12 protein-coding genes and 1 pseudogene are annotated in these 19549 nt (G+C 38.2%); 3 read left to right on the top strand and 10 right to left on the bottom strand.

Annotation, left to right across the window (positions count from 1 at the left end; all coding sequences use genetic code 11):
* Positions 1–15: 15 nt before the first annotated feature.
* The 7 genes from QX565_RS18610 to miaA all read right to left on the bottom strand — a co-directional run bounded on the left by QX565_RS18610 (position 16) and on the right by miaA (position 8880).
* Entirely contained in the window at positions 16–528 is a 513-nt protein-coding gene (locus tag QX565_RS18610) for a C40 family peptidase (RefSeq protein ID WP_221650609.1), read from the bottom strand.
* A 6-nt stretch (positions 529–534) separates the two neighbouring features.
* Entirely contained in the window at positions 535–1308 is a 774-nt protein-coding gene (locus QX565_RS18605) for an ABC transporter ATP-binding protein (RefSeq protein ID WP_289293899.1), read from the bottom strand.
* Between the two features lie 134 nt (positions 1309–1442).
* The gene (locus tag QX565_RS18600) at positions 1443–2930 is read right to left on the bottom strand and encodes a DUF5687 family protein (protein WP_289293897.1); all 1488 of its coding nucleotides are present in this window, start codon (positions 2928–2930) and stop codon (positions 1443–1445) included.
* Positions 2927–5743 (bottom strand): M16 family metallopeptidase, encoded by a 2817-nt coding sequence (locus QX565_RS18595; RefSeq protein ID WP_289293895.1) that lies wholly within the window; start codon positions 5741–5743, stop codon positions 2927–2929. The genes QX565_RS18600 and QX565_RS18595 overlap by 4 nt, the downstream gene beginning before the upstream one ends.
* A 198-nt stretch (positions 5744–5941) precedes the next feature.
* Complete coding sequence (gene kdsA, locus QX565_RS18590; RefSeq protein WP_289293894.1) at positions 5942–6745, bottom strand: 3-deoxy-8-phosphooctulonate synthase; 804 nt, start codon at positions 6743–6745, stop codon at positions 5942–5944.
* 112 nt (positions 6746–6857) lie between these two features.
* On the bottom strand, positions 6858–7787 hold the full coding sequence (locus QX565_RS18585) for a diacylglycerol/lipid kinase family protein (protein WP_007484323.1): 930 nt from the start codon (positions 7785–7787) through the stop codon (positions 6858–6860).
* Positions 7788–7959: 172 nt separating this feature from the next.
* The gene (miaA, locus tag QX565_RS18580) at positions 7960–8880 is read right to left on the bottom strand and encodes a tRNA (adenosine(37)-N6)-dimethylallyltransferase MiaA (protein WP_289293892.1); all 921 of its coding nucleotides are present in this window, start codon (positions 8878–8880) and stop codon (positions 7960–7962) included.
* A gap of 329 nt (positions 8881–9209) precedes the next feature.
* On the opposite strand from miaA, the gene QX565_RS18575 reads away from it, so the two are divergent.
* The 3 genes from QX565_RS18575 to QX565_RS18565 all read left to right on the top strand — a co-directional run bounded on the left by QX565_RS18575 (position 9210) and on the right by QX565_RS18565 (position 14527).
* On the top strand, positions 9210–11252 hold the full coding sequence (locus QX565_RS18575) for a hypothetical protein (RefSeq protein ID WP_289293891.1): 2043 nt from the start codon (positions 9210–9212) through the stop codon (positions 11250–11252).
* Between the two features lie 392 nt (positions 11253–11644).
* Positions 11645–13063 carry an O-antigen ligase family protein gene (locus QX565_RS18570; protein WP_279209377.1) on the top strand — a complete coding sequence of 473 codons (1419 nt, stop codon included), beginning with the start codon at positions 11645–11647 and terminating at the stop codon, positions 13061–13063.
* Positions 13064–13114: 51 nt separating this feature from the next.
* On the top strand, positions 13115–14527 hold the full coding sequence (locus tag QX565_RS18565) for a C39 family peptidase (protein WP_195348471.1): 1413 nt from the start codon (positions 13115–13117) through the stop codon (positions 14525–14527).
* Between the two features lie 974 nt (positions 14528–15501).
* Here QX565_RS18565 and QX565_RS18560 read toward each other — a convergent pair.
* The 3 genes and pseudogenes from QX565_RS18560 to QX565_RS18550 form a co-directional block, all read right to left on the bottom strand.
* A pseudogene (locus tag QX565_RS18560) lies at positions 15502–15603 on the bottom strand (tRNA (adenosine(37)-N6)-dimethylallyltransferase MiaA); the annotation flags it as partial.
* 54 nt (positions 15604–15657) lie between these two features.
* Entirely contained in the window at positions 15658–18312 is a 2655-nt protein-coding gene (locus tag QX565_RS18555; protein WP_289293887.1) for a TonB-dependent receptor plug domain-containing protein, read from the bottom strand.
* A gap of 30 nt (positions 18313–18342) precedes the next feature.
* A complete protein-coding gene (locus tag QX565_RS18550; protein ID WP_289293939.1) occupies positions 18343–19548 on the bottom strand; it encodes a transporter in 1206 nt (401 codons plus the stop codon).
* Position 19549: the final 1 nt, after the last annotated feature.

Genomic DNA, 19549 nt, shown 5'->3' with positions numbered 1-19549 from the left:
ATTTATTATTTTTGATTAGCGAATTCTACCACCGGATATCCAGTGCTTTGTGTAATACGGTTCATTTAGACGGCTAATGATAACTCCCTGACTGGTGCTGGCGTGAATAAACTTACCATCTTTGAGATAAATGCCTACGTGTGCTACCTGTTTTCCGGAGCGACTGCTGGTAAAGAACACTAAATCACCTTCACGTAGATTACGTTTGGTTATCTTGTTGCTTTCTTTCTTTTGAGTATCTGTGCTACGCGGTAATTTTGTGTGATACACTTTTTTATATAGCTGGCATGTCAATCCGGAACAATCAGTTCCTCGTTTATTGTCTCCACCGGCACGATAGGGAGTACCTATCCATTCGGAGGCTTCAAGGTAAAGTTTATGATTGTCTTCCAGGTTGATGTCCATTCCAAGACGAACGGAAGCTTTGGCCAGTGCCTTATAGTCAAGTCGTGGAGCAACCGAACGGCAGGAGCTAAGACTTAATATCAATCCTAACACAGCACATGTATATATAAAGTGTTTCTTCATCTGCATTTATTCTTCTGTTCTGGCAGTTGCTTCTTCTGTTTCAGGATTGGCTACTTCCTTCTCTTGAATAAAATCGTCTATATTAATATTGAAGTAATCTTCCAGTTCTTTTTCTGCGGAATTGTTCTCATTTTGGATGTCACGAATAATGATTCCATGTTCAAGTAATGCAATGCGTGGGCATACATCTACCGTATGGTTTAGATTGTGACTGGATATGATGACGGTAGCATTATGCTCTTCGTTGTATTTCTTTAGCAAGTGTTTGATGACAGACTGTGAACTCGGATCGAGGAAGTTGAATGGTTCATCCAGTATTAGTAGTTGCGGGTAGTGTAGCATAGCTGAGATGATACCGATTTTCTGTTTGTTTCCGGCAGAGAAGTTACGGATAAATTTCTTTTGTCCTACTACTTCGCCGTTCATGAAGCGTTCAAACTGTATCAGGCGTTCGTCTACTTCTTCTTTCTTTAGCCCATACATTTTGCCAATGAAATAGAAATACTCTTCTGGTGTGAGGTAGTCTATCAAAAAGCCATCATCAATAAAGGCACCTGTGAATTTCTTCCACTCCTCACTCTTGCTTACATCTATATCGTTAATAGTGACATTACCTGCATCTGCTTTGAGCAAATCTAGTATTAACCGGAAGAGAGTTGTTTTTCCAGCTCCGTTATTTCCCACCAGACCAAGCATTTCACCTTGGTTAATGATGTAATTCTCAATATCTACGGCTTTCTTTTCACCGAAGTTCTTTTGCAGTTTATTTATGGTAATCATGTCTTTTAGTGATTAGTTTTTAGTGATAAGTAATAAGTCTCTGGTGTTTAGTGATTAGTGATAAGTGATTAGTACCATGCATCTGAATGGCGCAGTCTGCTAATCATTTATCACTAAAACGCTAATCACTATTTTTATTCTCTACTGTCTCTGAATCCTTCCATGTTTTTATAGCGGCGTTTCATGAATCGGTTGTACACATTTTTTAGCCAAATGCGTGAAGTAAGTACAAAGCCTAATCCGATGACAAGCAATACCCATGAAGTAGCTGTTTCTCCCAGACCTATTTTCAACAATGCATAGAGTAACAGGGGGATACCGAAAGTGGCAGCGCTAATTAAGCTTTGCAGTCCTGTACCAGCATTTTGGCGACCGGTGATTTTGGCATTCAATGGCATTGTTTTGACATTGTAAACAGCCATTTGGAACAGGCAGAAATAGATGAAACCTATTGTGAATACTGCCCATGAGATAGAAGTCAGTACACTGATTTTACCCATTACCATTGCTGGTATAGTCAGAATAAGCGGGATAAGGATTCCGATACTATACAACATGTATTTTGCACGAAGCAGGGTATAGATAGACTCTTTGCGACTCATAAGTCCGTCAATATAATTACCTTCATAACTCATTATTTGCAGAAGAAATAGGATACCGAAGATTGCAAAGTTGTAAACGGTAATGAAGTTCTTCATACCAGTTCCGTCATATACCTCCGTAAAGCTGAGTAATAAACTGAAAGCAATTACGACCAGAATTACCATGCGGAGTGAGTTTTTACAGGCCTTATTACGTAATAACATTTTCAATTCTAAGCGCATGTATTCACCTACCTCGCCATATTTTTCGAAAAACTTATATTCCGAGGCATTTACTTTCGTGTCTTCCACTTTGTTGAGTTCGGCGTATATCAGTCCGGCCATTAGTTTCCGGTTGATAAACCACATTCCAGTAATGGCTGCCAGAGTAGCGATGAAAGCCAGCCAATTGCCTTCAATATAACCTTCACCCAAATTGATAAAGAAGTTAGTAACTATACTTTTATCTTCAGGAATAAGGATCGCAGCCGCAATACCGCCATATACTAACAGGGGAAGTATAATCCACCAGATACGTTCACTTATGAGTGTTCGGCATAGAAGAAACCAATAATTATTGAAAACTATTAGTAACCAAATACCTGTGCAATAAGTAAATACTCCCCAAAGTCCGAAGAATTTCGGAATTGTGATGATGGCGAACGGCACAAACATAAAGAGCCAGATGAGGTTATAACTACTCAATCCTGAACGGACAAGCAGGAAGTCTATCACCTTATTCCGCCGGACCGGCATCAGGAGGTAGGGCTTTACCTCCTGTGTCGGTGTTTTTTGCAGCGGAAAGCGCAAGATGAAGTCAAGTGCAAGGATAAATACCAGACCACTGTTCAGTACGTGGTAAGGTTCCATGCTATTCGTGTCGAGAGCAAAAGCAAACGTTGTTCCGAAGAATATCAGATATCCTGCCCAGAAAATCGCCATGGCATACATGGCGTATTTTCCGAACCGGTTTTTATCATACATCGGATGCCGCTTGGCAGCCAGCTTACCGTGTTTGCGCAATTCGTTAAAAAGCATCATTTCTTTTCTGGGCTAACCATGGTTACTTCTATTTCATTTTTCTGTTTTAACAGTTCATCAGCAAACTTCTGAATGTCTTTTGTTGTGATACTGTTAACAATGTTTTCATAGTCTTTCACCATATCAACTCCTGTGAAGAGATATTCGTCGATATTTCCCAACCAGTAGTTGTTTTCTTTCAGATCTTCTTTATGCTTTTTCAGCATATACTCTTTTACTTTATTGAGATTAGCTTCTGACGGACCATTTTTAGCCAAATTTGCAGCTTCAGCAAAAATGATTTCCATTAATTTGTCTTTCTTTTCGGGGGCTGTCTCGAAGATGATTTGTAAGAAAGCTTTTTCTTTTGGATATTTGGAAAGGTTGCCACCTACATATACACCGTAAGTACCTCCTTCGTCTTCACGAACTTTCTCTGTATATATCAGATCAAGAATCTGGCTGGTCATACTCATCAGAAGGTTGTTCTTCTGATCGTATTTACATTTTCCATTATATAACACAAGAACAGAAGCTTTGGGAGTTTCCTGTTGTCTGGTGAATTCATTTTTGCAGGTTCCCTTGCGCATTTCCATTTTGGTATCTTTGAATGTCTCTTTACGGTTGATGGCAGGAAGAGCTCCCAGATACTCGGCAATCAGTTCTTTGTCTTTGTCGATGTCTATATTACCAACGAGGATAAAAGTAAAATCACTTGCATCTTTATAGCGGTCTTTGTACATTTCCAAAAGCTTGTCGTAATCAATTTGGTCAATCATGTCAGCTTTCATACGAATGGCTCTTGGATGATGATTGTATACAGTGGCTTGGATAGAATCGCCGAATGCAACAGATGGATTCAACTCCTGGTTTTGCAAAGATGCTTTGCTACGGTTTTTGTAAGATGCGAATGCATCGTCGTCTCTGCGTGGAGCAGTGAATGTCAGATAAGTAAGCTGTAACATTGTTTCAAGGTCTTTCGGAGAACAATTTCCAGTTACACCTTCTGTTTTGTCACCGATACTGTAACTTATTGATGCCTTCTTTCCGGCCAATACTTTTTCAAGGTCTACAGCACTGAAATTACCTAAACCACCCGTACTGATAGCGTCCAATGATTTGATATTGATGATTTCAGAATCGGGGAATAATGAACTACCACCCAGACTAACACCTTTCATACGTATTTCGTCTGCTTTAAAATCTGTTTTTTTTAAGATTACTTTTGCGCCATTGGATAAAGTAAGTTCAGTAGTACCAAAAAGTGGATTTATCTTTTCAGAAACAATCTTACCGCCCTGAGGCTTTTCAGCCATTAATGGCTCATCGGATACTTTGTCAACATAAGCTGTTAACTTTTCTGTTTTAGCATCGTTAAGCATTTTAAGAACGGCATCTTTTGTCGGCAGTTTGAGCCCTTCTTTTTCGGGACCGAAAATTGCTACTACCTGGTTGCTGTCTGTAACCAAAGCTTGCATCATTTGATTCAATGCTGCTACAGGTATGTTCGGAGCTATCTGATTGATGATAGCATATTCGTTCTCAATACCCGGAATAGGTTCTTTGTCGAGGAAGTTACGAACATATTCGTTCACATATGTTTCGTTTTTACGTTTATCACGTTCGTTGTATGCAGATTCCAACTGGCGCAGATATTCTGCGCGGGCACGGCCGTACTCTGTCTCTGTGAAACCAAATTGGCGTGCACGTTCCATTTCGCGTAACAAATTAGCAATTCCGTCTTCTACCGATCCTTCTTTACAGACAACTACACCAGTGAAAGCGCTTTTGGTTTTGGCAACAAAGAATTCACCTTCAAAAGTTCCGGCATAAATAAAAGGAGGGTTAGCGGTTTGCGTAAGTTCGTTCAAGCGGGCGTTCAACATGCTGCTGATGAGATTGGTGGCATAGTTTTGTACCATGTATCCCATGTTGTTCTTCTGATCGTCCGGAGTAGCATCGTGCTTGTTGAAGATAAGTGCCTGGATATGGGGCTGTTCTTTATCCTGCTCGATGATTACAATAGGTTCTTTATTATCATTTACCGGATAGTAAACACGTTCGGCTGCTTCAGGTTGTGCAGGAACATCGGCAAACATTGTTTTGATTTTAGCTTCAATTGCATCTACATCAATATCACCAACTACAACGATACCTTGCAAGTCGGGACGATACCATTTCTCGTAGTAATCTCTTAAAGTCTGATACTTGAAGTTCATAACTACGTCCATTGTACCAATTGGGAAACAAGTTGCATATTTAGTTCCGGCAAACATTTGTGGAAGCATTTTTTCCTGCATACGCTGCATGGCACTCATACGCGTACGCCACTCTTCATTGATTACGCCACGTTCCTTATCAATTTCTTTTGGATCCAGGGTTAAATCATTAGACCAGTCATGTAGAATCAATAAACAGGAATCAATAGCTCCCGGAACAGTAACCGGGACATTTGAAATATTATAAACCGTTTCGTCTACGGAAGTGTAAGCATTTAGATTTTCACCAAACTTCACACCGATACGTTCCAGATATTGTTTCAATGCATCACCGGGAAAGTGAGTGGTTCCATTGAAGCACATGTGTTCAAGGAAGTGCGCCAAACCACGTTGATTTTCTTCTTCCTGGATAGAACCGACTTTCTGAGCAATATAGAAATCGGCACGATTTTCCGGAAGTACATTTTTACGGATGTAATACGTCAGTCCGTTATCGAGTTGGCCGATGCGTACGTTCGGGTCGACAGGGATAGGAGGCAATTGAGCAAATGCCTGCTGAAAGCTGCAGCATATAATTACTGCTGCAACAAATAAACCACGAAATAAATGTTTCATATCTAATGAGTTTTAATAAATGTTTTGTACTATCTGTCGGAGGAGGGAAAGATAAATCACAAAAAGTTGTGAATTAGTGATTAATGATAAGTGATAAGTGATTAGCTGGCTTGCGCTATCACTCTGCAAAGTACTTATCACTAATCATTAATCACTTATCACTAACTTACTTATCACCTATCACTAACCCACTTATCACTATTTTATCGCTTCTCTGATTCTTACCAGTTTAGTCAGCAGACCTTCAAGTAAGTCCAGTTTCAGCATATTGGCACCGTCACTTTTGGCTACTGCCGGATTCTCATGAGTTTCTATGAAAAGGCCATCCACACCAACAGCAATCCCAGCTTTGGCTACAGTTTCTATCAATTGGGGCATCCCACCTGTGACTCCGCTGGTTTGATTAGGTTGTTGTAAAGAATGGGTTACATCCAGAATGACAGGGAAACCGAAAGTTTGCATTTCCGGAATACCACGATAATCGACTACAAGATCTTGATAACCGAAAGTTGTTCCACGTTCAGTCAGCATAACCTCTTTATTACCAGCTTCTATAACTTTATCTGCAGCAAATTGCATTGCCATCGGAGAAAGAAACTGTCCTTTCTTTATGTTCACCACTTTTCCTGTTTTAGCAGCAGCAACCAGAATGTCTGTCTGTCTGCAAAGAAATGCAGGGATTTGGAGTACGTCTGCATATTCAGCAGCCATTGCTGCTTCCTCAGCCGAGTGAATATCTGTAACGGTGGGTACTCCGAATGTATCATGTACTTTCTTTAATATCTTCAATGCTTTTTCGTCGCCTATTCCCATAAATGAATCCAGGCGTGAACGGTTGGCTTTACGATACGAGCCTTTAAATACATATGGGATTTTTAGAGTCTCAGTGATATTTACTACTTTTTCAGCAATACGCATTGCCATCTCTTCACCCTCTATTACACAAGGACCGGCAAGCAGGAAAAAGTTACCGGAGGGATTGTTCTTTAATTGTTCTATCATAATAAATAATTAGTTAATTTGCCAATACGGTAATTTGTCAATTGTTATGCGTCCTGTTTCTTCGATAGCGCAGGCAATTGGCACATTGGCATATCGGCACATTGAATCATTATTAATTCGGTATAATCAGAGTTATCTTTTCCGGCAGGATACCTATTTCCAGCGGAAAGTGTTTGGGTAAGATTCGTCCGTCCAGATCAACGGCAGCATTCTTTGCACGGAGTACTTTAACTTTCTTTGTCCGGTAACTTTTTACTACTTTATGATTTAGTATTCGTCCCTGAATCAGCATCCATAGTCCGGACATGGTCTGCAAGAGTTCCGGACGGTAGATGACCGAAACATCCAGCCATCCATTATAAGGTACAGCACTCGGGGTTTGCCCGTAACCATAGGCACTACCCACGCATACGGTCATAATACGCCCACGGATGTGTTCGTCATTGATGCGGAGATGCATTCTATACAGATTTCGTTCAAAAAATAGCAGGAAGAAGGCTGCCAGGTATGAGAGAAATTTGACTCCTCCCCAGAAACGTTTGGTTCCGTCGGTCACTTTCACAATACGTGCACCAAAGCCGATGTTTATGGCATTGAGAAAGTAACGGCGTTGGTGTTGTTCGCCATCGTAGAAATTACAATATCCTACATCAATTTTTCTCCGGCGGTTGTTGATAATCCAGTCTACTGCCTGTTTGTAGTCCATGCCGATATCCCAGTATCGGGCAAAGTCATTTCCTATACCATTGGGTATGATGCCAATAGCGATACTTTCTTTATGAGTAGCGTTGGAAAGCATTATACCATTGATTGCGTCATTCAGAGCACCATCACCGCCTACTACTACAATGGTAGTGTAGCCATTATTTGCCAGAATTCCGGCAAGTCGTTCTACTGAACCGAAACCTTCGGACTGTACATAGTCGTATGACACACCTTTCTGGTCCATGTACTCTTTGATTTCTTTCCATCGTTTTTGCACCTTCCGTGTTCCGGCTTTGGGATTGTATATTACACCCCATTTTCCTGGTTCTACGCTCATCTCTCTGATCTATTATTTAAAAATCATCTCTTCTGATTAAAAAACTTCCTGCTTAGAGGTCTTTTAATGGAATAGTTCTCGTACTTTATCCTTTTCTTTGCCTTGATTTATATACTTTCTTGCAAAGATAGTATGTGGTTAAAGTATCTGTTTTTTTCTGTTGCCAAAGATACTAAATACCTTTGAGCTTTTGCTTTACAAAAGCTATCTTTTCTTCTGTAGGCAACGTTGCATCCACCCAGTGAATGGTGAATCCTCTTCTTTCCATTCCCCGAAACCAGGTCATTTGCCGTTTGGCAAATTGGTGGATAGCGGTTTCCAGTTGGGTGAACATTTCTTCATAAGTAAGTTCCCCAATGGCGTATAGTGTCAGGTATTTATATTCCAGTCCGTAATAAATCAAATCTTCTGCTTTGATCCCTTGTGCAAGCAACTGTTTTACTTCGTCTACCATACCCTCATTCAAACGTTGTCTCAATCGCCGGCTGATTTTTTCCCGACGTAATTCCCGGTCAATATCTACTCCAATGATCAGACTATTGAGTTGTGGAAATTCCCGTTCAGCTATTGGATGCGCGGCATAATACTCTTCTATCTCTATGGCCCGGATCGCACGTTTCACTGTATCTACATCAGTCGAATTGTGCAATGTCTTGTATTGTTGCAGAATTCCGGTCAGTGTTTCCAACGATTTATCTGCCAATCGTGTTCTCAATTCCGGGTTCTCGGGTACCGGCATTAACCGGTATCCTTTCAATACAGACTCCAGGTACATGCCTGTCCCTCCACATAAAACGGGCAGACACCCTTTTTGTTTAATAGTCTCATAAGCTTTCAGGAAATCACGCTGATACTCAAAAACATTGTATTTGTAACCAGGTTCCACTATATCAATCAAGTGATAAGGTATTTCTCTACCATTAATAGTATAGTCGGCAATATCTTTACCTGTACCCAGGTCCATGCCCCGGTATATTTGCCGTGAGTCTGCACTAATGATTTCGGTATTTAGTTCTGCAGCCAGTGCGGTAGCAAATGGAGTCTTTCCCGAAGCGGTAGGACCAAGAATGGTAATTAATTCATAGTCTGGCATAGTTGTATTTTTATTGATATATAGATGTCGGCAAAGATAGAAAAAAGGCTGTAAAAAATAGAGTGAAGGAGATAAAATCCTGTTATAAACCTTATAAATATCCTTCCGAACAATAGGGGATAGTGTAACTTATTGAAATTCATGTTGTTGAGTGTGCTTCTGGATGCTTTAGGTGGACAATTTGATTTTACCCATCCATCGTTTCTTCTATTTTACACCCAATATAGGTAGAATCGGTATGTTTTTAGAAAAAGAAAGAATATTTTCGAACATGCCACTGTTAGAATGTATCTACTTTTACCGTATAAAAAATTGATAAATCTAAGGCTATGATTTATAATAATAGAGTACTGTTTATCTTCAATGCAGTATGTATATTCTTTTTTTTGTCCTGTTCCTCTTATCCTAAAGAAGTAGAAGAAGCTCTTTCTATGTCGGGTAATAACCGAAAGGAATTGATTCGGGTATTAGAGTACTACAATACTAACGACCGTTTGAAGTTTAAAGCGGCTTGTTTTCTGATAAGTAATATGCCTTATCATAGGAGTAGATATAGCTTGGAATTGCCCGGATCATATTTACAGTACTTTAAAATGGTCGATTCCATAGGACACGTAATTCCTGACGCTAACCACAACGATTCATTGACGAGGGCGCTGAGCCGGCAATACGCCCTGCTGTCTCTTCCAACCGGAAAAGTTAACCAGATTAATGATGTTCAACAGATTACAGCTGAATTTCTGATAGAAAATATAGACGAGGCTTTTTATGAATGGCAACATTCTCCATTGCTTAAAGATAAACCTTTTGATGATTTTAAGGAGTGGATTTTACCATATCGTACAGTAGATGAGTCTTTTGTCGGGAATAAACCAATGTTAAAGTCTGTCATTCATGATAAACTGTTGGTTAGTAATAGTGGGAATATTTATGCTGCTATTGAGAACTATAAGAAATACGTCGGATGGCAAAAAGAAATGAATAAACATGTAACTTCTGAAAAACATATAGGACCATTCGATCTTTTTATTCCTGCATTCAAGATGGATTGTAATAATCTGGCTGCCCGTACCTGCAACTATTTTCGTGCCTGTGGTATACCCACAGTGTATGAATTCACACCGCAATGGCCTGATAAAGACAGCAGTCATTATTGGTGTGCATCTCCTGATTCTACCGGTATACTTTGCCCCTATACTCCTCCGTATAATAATTTATGGGAAGACTGGCCATTGGACTTGAAATATACTGGGAAGGTGTATCAACGAACATTTGGTGTAATGAAAGATTCTCCTTATTTTCTAAAAAATGAGACTGAGATGCTTCCTTCTGTGTTTGATACTCCCACTATAAAAGATGTGACGGAAAGATACCATACGTGTATTGAGATTACTTTGCCAATGAACATACATACTTCTAATAATCTGGCTTATCTCTCTTTTTTTAACACTCAAGGAGAGTTGTCTCCTGTGGCATGGGGTAAGGTTTCCCATTGGAGGCATCGTGTAACTTTTCGTAAAGTACCTGTTAATATGCTTTTCTTTCCATCTTATATGTCGGAAGACGGACAAATGGTTCCTTTCGGAAAACCTTTCATTTTAAAGAAAGATAGTGTTTCCAAGCATATTGTTAGAGAAGAGTTGCAATCTGATACGAAATCTACTGTCCGGATGCGTTTGCTACGCAAATATCCTTCCAAACGACATTTGGCAAATGACAGGAAAAATCTGAAAGGTACACGAATTCTGGGTTCTGACCATTGGACGGGCCCTTTTGATACTTTACAGATCATTCGTGAAGTTCCGGATTCATATTGGCAAGAGTACTTATTGAATAATGATAAGAAGTATCGTTATTACCGGCTTCATCGTGACAGTATGCCAGTTGATATAGCTGAATTGGAATTTTTGGGAGAGGAAATTTCCGGGTATCGCACCGATATTCCGTCGGCATTGCCGATACTCACAATTACCTATGCACCTGTGGAAAACAAACCGTTGAAGAAAATAAATGGTGAGCCGATGCATACGGGAGTTTTGTATTATAAGGCCTATGATAGTGATCCGGAAACTTTTGCAAGATGGGGTTTCTTTGGTATGGACTTCAAACGTCCTGTTTGTATAACCCATATTCGTCTTTTGCCACGTACTGCAACGAATATCATAGAGCCAGGATACCGTTATCTGTTATTGTATTATCACGAAAATCAATGGGTTGAATTGAAAGAGATAGTTTCTAAATATAACTTTTTAGAGGTTGATTCTGTTCCCGCTGGTACCATTTACTGGTTAAAGAACTTAGATAAAGGTAAAGAAGAATTACCTTTCTTTTACATGGACGGACGGCAGGTGTTTATAAATGAATTTATGTGATTGTATTGATCTCTTTTATAAACTGGCAAACTTATATATTGTGTTTATTAAACCAACTTAATGTAATACTGATGAAAATTTGTATAGAATCATGTTTACAACAAAATCGTAATTATTGTTTTAAGATGATATTCGCTTGTATCTGTTTTCTATTTATAGGCGCTGTTTATTTTATGCCAGATTTATGTGCCGACAGATTTCATACTCCGGTTCTACTATGGACCGGATGCTTGTTGGGTATATTGGGGATTATTATATCTATTTTGGAATACAGAGGGATAGTACTTTATATACCTGTTTTTTTGATTATTTTATATCTATGTTGGGGAGTTGGTTGGCTGTTTACGTCTTCTTTAAATTATTACTCTGTCAGTCTCTTTTTTATTGATAATATGATGTTATTACTGTTGTATTATTATTTTTCACATTATCAATATTACCTCCCTTTTTGTTTCTTGTTAGTAATTTTGGCCGGTAGTTTATCTTTAGTAGCTTTCTTACAACTATTCGGTATTTGGCAGTCTTATAGTTCTGTGTTTATCATAACAGGTACATTTGATAACCCTGCTGGTATTTCAGCTATATTAGTTGCTCTGTTACCATTTACTTTTTACTTTTTTTCCGTAAAAAGCAAATTACAACGAAGACTGTCTGTTATAATTTGTGTAATGGTGGTGATTATTATTCTATTGTCTAATGCCAGAGCGGCTATATTGGCAATGGTTGTTGTTTTGGGATATTTTTTTAAGAGAAAATTTCTGTTTATATGTTGCATTGGATTATTATTGGTGTTGCTCTATTTATTAAAGCCCGATTCTGCCAATGGAAGATTTGTAATCTGGCGATGTTGTGTTCAGGCAATTATTGATAACCCTCTGTCAGGAACTGGAGAGTTTAATGTTTGGTATATGCTAAATCAAGCGAATTTTTTTGTAGCACATCCCAATGAAATATGGGCGATTTTGTTAAGCGATAATATTCATCATCCTTTTAATGAATATCTAAAAGTTATGGTGGAAAGAGGACTGATTGGTTTGGTTCCGATTATCGGCATTATGGTATATTCTGTTAGTAACTATTGTAGACACATCACTCCAGAAAAGAAGTGTGCATATTGGAGTCTTGTTGCAATAGCAATATGCTCTTTGTTTTCATATCCGTTTGAATATGAGATTATAAAAATAGTGTTTATATCTTCATTCTTTATACTGGTAATTCATCCTTTTATATCAGATAATAACAGAAGAGTGAAAGTAAAAGTATGTAGATGGGGGATATTTCTTCTTTCATCCTTTCTTTTTGTAAATGTATTCTATCAAGGATTCTATGACATTCTATGGACTAATTTATTAAAGTGTGGAAATTCCTGTGATGCAAAAATGGAGAGTGAATATGATAAACTGTATCAAAAATCTTTTTTAGGTCAACAGTCTGCTTTTCTATATAATTACAGTGTTGTGTTATATCAAGCCGGGAAATACAAAAGAGGCAATGATATTTTGTTGGAATGTAGTAAAAAAATGAATGATTATGATGTGCAGCTACTTCAAGGATATAATTATTTGGAAATGGAAGATCTGCCTCGTGCAGAAGAGTCTTTTAATGTAGCATCTAATATGATTCCTTGTCGCTTGGTACCTTTATATGAACTTTTTCGAATATATGTGTCCACTGGAAGAGACTATTTGGCTCTGGAGACTGCACAACATATCATTAATATGCCTGTTAAAATAGTTTCGACCAAAACTAACTTTATAAAGAAAAAAGTTGGTAATTATTTGGAACAGGCAAAGAAAGGAGGTGCTTTATGATGTAATCAAGAAGTTACAATATTAACCTATAATTAATTAAAAATAAAAAACATGAATCATTTAAGAATTTTAAAAGGAGTATCTTTAATTATACTACTATTGTGTGCATGTACGGAGGACTATGATATTCTGACAAATAAATCAAAGGATAGCAATATAAAGTCAGATCTTGATATTGCGAGAAACTGGTATAATCAGCAGCAGATAACTCATGAAGCGGAAACTCGCAGTGACAATCTTAATGTGAATCCTATTCCGGTTTTATCGGGGAGTCCCAGTTGGCAATATTATGCTATAAGCAGGAATGATTCCTTATTAGTTGTGGATGTAGATTTAACGGATCGTGTATGCCAGGATTTTGTTACGAAAGAAAATTGGGATTTCTACCAACAGACAAAAGAATGGAAATATCGTCGTTCATATACTCATTTTGTATATGTAAAAAACTATAAAACAAATACAGAAACAGGATTTTTGATGACTATTATTCCGTCTAAATTTTATACGAAAACTCATGCCAATAGGATAAATAAGAATACATATCTCCATCGTGATAAATATTTGTTCGGTTCTGTTTTATTCCATGACTTAAATGGTAAATTTGTAAACGGATGGAAATACGAAAGAGGGAAAGTTGTGGGTAAAATACGTAAAAAACGTTGGGATGACTTTCCGAACGCGGATAGGTTGGTTTTCCGGTCAATACCTGCACGGTATGAGGTAGCTCCTCAACTCTATACTCCACCTACTACGAGAGCTGGAATGGAAGATGATCCGCTCTATGATGGTGGAACATTCCCGGACATAATTGTGACACCTGATCCTAAACCGAATTGGGGTGATTTTCCTCCTGGTGGAGGTTGGATTGATCATAATGATGACAATATCCCTCATAATAATGAGGATGGCTATAACCATGATAATGACGGGTATATCAATGAACCTCATGATGGCGGTTCTGGAGGTTATAATCCTCCTCCACTTACTCCACCTGCAAAAGGAAAGGATTTTGAATCTAAAATTGGAGATAAAATTGTGGTTGGAAAATTACCGGCAACGATGGATAAACAGTTGTTTAATACTTGTGTTACTTCTATAATGAGCTATATAGAACAACTATTTGGAGGAGAATATAATCCGGGTACATATCTTCAAGCGTATCTTCAAGAGTTCGGCATTTGGGCAACTGAAAAAGGAGTTGCATTGACAAATTTATCTAAGTTTGTCAATACACATTTTATAGTATCTCCATTTACAGGATTTCAAGAGGCAATTGATGCAGGGAATGTTATTATGACAGATGTACCATCTGATATGTCTGACTCCAGGCATAATGTAGTGGTTATTGGGTATCATACAAATGGTGATCTTATATATATGGATCCTGAAGCAGGGCATTGGAAAGAAGCACCAGAATCTTTTTTTGTTGGAGACTATTATTTTAATATTTCTGGAAATAAATAGAAATAGATGAATTGTGACTTTTGTATAGGAACAGGAGAATATATTTATGTAGAATAAATATAGCTTTGTTGGCTAAACTAATGTGTGGTTAAGTTTAAGAGTCTACTTTCATGAAAAATGATATATTGTAATTGCAAGTGTTGATAATCGTTAATGAGTGAAAGTGGATTCTCTACTCCAAATATAGATTAATAGGTAAAAAAGTGTGAACATTAAATTGTTGTGCTATTTGAAATCTAAAAAAATATTTCAGAATTTCTGTGTGTGTTAAATTTAAATTAATAGTAATGAGTAAGAGTTATATATGTATTTTTTTTATGGTTGCATGTTCAATGTGTCTTTGTTTGCAGAATTTGTGTGCTCAGAAACCTGCTCCTACAACAATGGATTTATTGCAAAATAAGTATTGGGTATTTAAAGAATCTCTCAGGATAGGTAGTCTTATGTATAAGCAGTATGAACAAAATGAATGTTGTAATTTTTATTTTTTTAAAAAGGAAGAGTTAAGTCAATGCCGTGATTATTATCTTTCTGATACAATTGTACGCTCCTATCAGGAGGATAGTGTCGGGATGGTGAAGAATGGAAAATATATAGTACAAAAAAGAGAGAATATTGACACAAACGTTTTTGAGATAATGAAATTAACATCCGATTCCCTTGTTATAAAGCTTTGCCTGGACTCTTTACACAAAAGTATTGGCGGGGGGCATCCGGTAGTTTATACGGCTGAGAAGAAAAGATTTATAAATAAAATGAAAAGGAAGGTGAGGGCGAGAAAGTAAAATCCTCTCTGTATTTCGGATTTAAAATGAATAAATAATGAAAAATGGATTCATCTTTTTTGTAATTGCTTGTACGCTGTGTTTTTGCAGCCCAAGTTTGTATGCTCAAAAGAAAGAGTAGTCTACAATGAAAAGTGTGACTCATCGGAATTGGATATGGTAAGTAAATACTAATTTTCCAATCTATTCACTAATGATTTCGGTATTTAGTTCTGCAGCCAGTGCGGTAGCAAATGGAGTCTTTCCTGAAGCGGTAGGACCAAGAATGGTAATTAATTCATAGTCTGGCATAGTTGTATTTTTATAAAATAGACATGTACAAAGATAAGAAAAAGTAATAACTAATCAATTGGAAGGCTGATTAATCGTTTTCGTAAAACGACAGATTTTGCCGTTCTTACTAACTCCTTCGATAACAATATCCTGAGGAACTGTACTGTCTGGCATATAATATTCAATGGTAGCTGTTCCATCAGCATTCAATTGTAGTCCCGGATTCCAGTAGATTGTGGTACGTAGATCGGTTGTAGTGTTCTCTTTCTTCTGTGGGGTGTCATAAGTGGGATGATAAAACTCTACGGACTGGCTATAACCCAATGGAGTGTATGTGATGATACCACGTGCGGGAGGAGGCGGAATCTTTCCAGGATCCTTCATCGTAATGACAATAGCCCCTCCCGCTCCTTGAGAACCGAAATAGCTTGCTCCTGCGTCTCTGATAAGATTCAGCTCCTCTATATCATCAATTTGTATCGCTTCAAGTCTATTATAATCCGATTCAATCAAATCGTCAATAACAAAAAGGGCTGCTTGTGAGTTGTTGCGCAGGTATATTTGACCGTTATTTTGGCTTACTCCCGGTAGTTCAGTTATGGCGGTTAGTAAAGGTAGCCCTCCTTTTTGTGCCAATCGTTCACCTTTGAGTGTGTAATCGGAAATGCCTGAATACAAATTTTGTTGAGTTGATAGATTGCGGTTGGCCGTCACAACAACTTCTTTAAGGTTATATACTCGCATGCCTCCTTCCATATAGTATTTCTCACGGGTATTTATCAGATAGTCATCCATAGATAGATTAGAAGTTTGAGGATAAGGGTGCAGGTTATAAGTTTTAGGCAGTGGTGGGTTATCTACTAATATATCCACTCCGGCGAATCCTCTTTTGGTACGTGCCTGTATGATGAAGGTGGTGCTGTCTCTAAAAGAAGTGTTAACAATGAACTCTCCTTTTTCATTGGTTAGTGTTGTCTTTATAATTTTATTTTGAGGTGCAAGTACATAGATCGGTCCTTTCTTGATATTTTTTCCGAAAAGTCCTTTTATTCGTCCACTGATGGTTTGGCCTGCTTCTATATAATTGTCTATGTGTATAATTGGTTTACGAAATACATTTTCTATCTGATGCCTGCGCCAGCCATGTGTTAACATTATGAGATCCAGATATCGTTGAGTCTTTGCATCTTGTTTCAGGAAATAGTAGCCGGGGTTTTCAATATGCCCTTTCAGGTCGGAAGTCAACAATAAGTTTGATAATATATTGTCAGCCAGTGAGTCTGTTTGTATGTCTTTGTGATTGGTAATGCTGATAGAGAAATTCCCGTTTAGTGGGGCGCCTGCGAAATCTGTAGCCTTTACCAGTAAGGATACTTTCTCTCTTTTGTTATAGACTTCTTTGTTCGTTTTTATTTTCCAGTCGGGTGTCTGCCTGTCTGTAATGAATATCAGGCGTTCACTGATGGCTCTACCCGAGCCATCTACAACCAGACAATGGGTGACTCCTTCTGTTAGCAGACCGTTCTTTATCATACCATAGGGCTTTTCCGTATTAATGGATTGGAATATTACCGGTTTTCCTCGGGTATGTGCCAATAAATATAATTCCTTGGGCCATGCAGCCTGTTCTGACTTTTGAACTTCAAACAGTATGTTTTGCTTATGGTGAACTATCGCGAGGGTGATAGCGTCTGTTTTGACAGCAGGAAGATCAAAACGTTTTGTGATACTGTCAGAAGAGGTAATAAGGGCATGATAAGATTCTCCGGCTATCGGACTCATAGAAAATACGCCCATACCATTGTGTTCTGAGCGTATGATTTCAAGAGTATCTCCCTGGCTATTCATCAGATATCCATTAATTTCTCTGGATAGTCCGTCGGTACCCTGGGCTTTGAAAGCAATATTTTGTCGAAGAACAGTTGATAGCGCACCTCCTTCCGGGAAAAAAGTAACATCAAAGTCTTTTGAGAAAACCGGTAGATGAAAGGTTTTCTCAAAAACATACTGAGGATCATCAAATGTAACTTCAATTCTTCTTTGTCCTTCTTCTTTTATTCCGTTGAGTGGGATATAAATTTGTCCATATTCATTCGTCTTTTTCTTTCCCCGTTTTTCTGCTTTTCCATCTTCAAAGTATTGAAACCTTACCTGTATATTATTATAAGGTTTGTTATTGTTATCTGCAAATCGGATTTTGGCCAGATAATTGTTTTTAGTGTCCGGTTGATATTCAATTGTAGAGAGGATAGTGACATCAATAGAGTTACCTATTTGGAGATTACGGGAATAAAAAAATACCGGATCTTCATTCTGCATCCAGTTAGTGTATCCTCTGATGTAATAATCTCCAGCAGGAAGCGTACTTGGTAAGGTGAAGGCATTTTGAAATCCCAGAGAATCCCGTCTGATTTTCTTTCGTAATATGATGGAGTCAGTGCGATTAATTAATTCTGTGATGATAAAGTTACTTTTAGGATTCTCCAGGTGGCTGGTTGCATTTACTAAATAACCTTTGTACCAAATGTTATCTCCGGCTCCATAGTATGGCTTATCTAAATGCAGATATAATTTTTCCTGATGGGTGCCTTGTAACTGATGAAAGTAAGAAACAACACTATCCAGCTTATTTTGTGCTGAAAGCATCTGGAGAGGAGTAAATAATACCTCCCATAAAAAGATTGTAACAGTATATTTGTGTACTATAGGAAGTATTAGACTTTTCATGATAGTTTCTTGTTTTACTTTGTGTGATCTTTAATGGTGTCCTCGCCAGATGGAGTCTACTTTTTTGCGGATAGTAAACAGGTTAAAAGCAGAGACAATAACAAATAAAAGTATCCCGATGGTAATAGCCGGCCAGAGTGAACCAATTTCCAGTTGTGGGAAGAGTAAGCTAAGTGCAGCTATATAAGAATGACGTAACCAAGCTACAAGGCTGATCGATACAGCAAGTACTACTGTATTCAATCCTAAAGTAAGTACTTGATAAGGACGTGCAACCCGTGCAGGACTGTATCCTATCAGTAACAGATTTTCCAGTTTGGTAGTATTCTTTTGCAACAGAAGAAAGATGCTTAACATCAATATATAGAAAGAAAGTACACTGATAAAGAGCCCCACACCCAATACAATGCCAACAATGAGGCGGAGAAAATAGGTTGTTTTCCCTGCATCAAGTTTGCTATCTTCAGTTTCGTATCCTTTTTGCTGGAAATATTTGGCAATGGAGGCATCCGCAGGATTTCTTACTTCGATGATGAGGCGTGACGGCTGTGCTTCTGCTTCCGGAGCGAAATTTTTATTCGCCCATACCATAAAAGATTCCGGTACCAATATCGTATTCAGTCGGTTGGAGAAACCTACAATGTTTCCTTTGTACTGTTCTACACGTCCGTTTCCACGCATCATGATGTCCATTTGTACAAGGCTCATTACGCCCTCGGAGAGCTTGGGCAGACTACGGCTTTGAGCAAATCCGAAGTTGTACAGATTCAGATAATTGCGTGGAATGATAATGGGGATGGTATGTGTCTCTTCGTCAAAATGCCATTTGTCGAGTTTTACATCTACGTATTCATCGGGCACTGCTTCAAAGAACATATCTGTAGAAAGCCGGATACCGGCTTCTTGCATCCCCAAACCAGCTGACACTTTAAATTGTGAAGGAGTAAATGCACCTACACTTTTAGTAAAAGGCTGTTTCTTCAGATTCTCTATCTCTTGTGGAGAGAAAGTATTGCTTTTTCCGGCAAAAGCCCCAAGGGTACTTATCTTTTTGGTAGCAATGATATAGTCTTTCTTCATGAAACTATCTCCCTCTGTAAACATAGGGATAATATCTTTATAAAACTGTACGCTGAGCAATACAATAACCATACCAAACAGATTGGCAAGAAAGAAACCGGCAAGCTGGCCGATACTGATATGTTGACGAAGAAGTTTCCAGATAAGTTTCATAATC

Source organism: Bacteroides sp. 41_26, from assembly GCF_949740115.1.
In the GTDB taxonomy this organism is placed as follows: Bacteria; Bacteroidota; Bacteroidia; order Bacteroidales; family Bacteroidaceae; genus Bacteroides; species Bacteroides nordii.
Note: the sequence above shows the minus strand (reverse complement) of the source record. Positions and strands in the feature narration are given on the sequence as shown.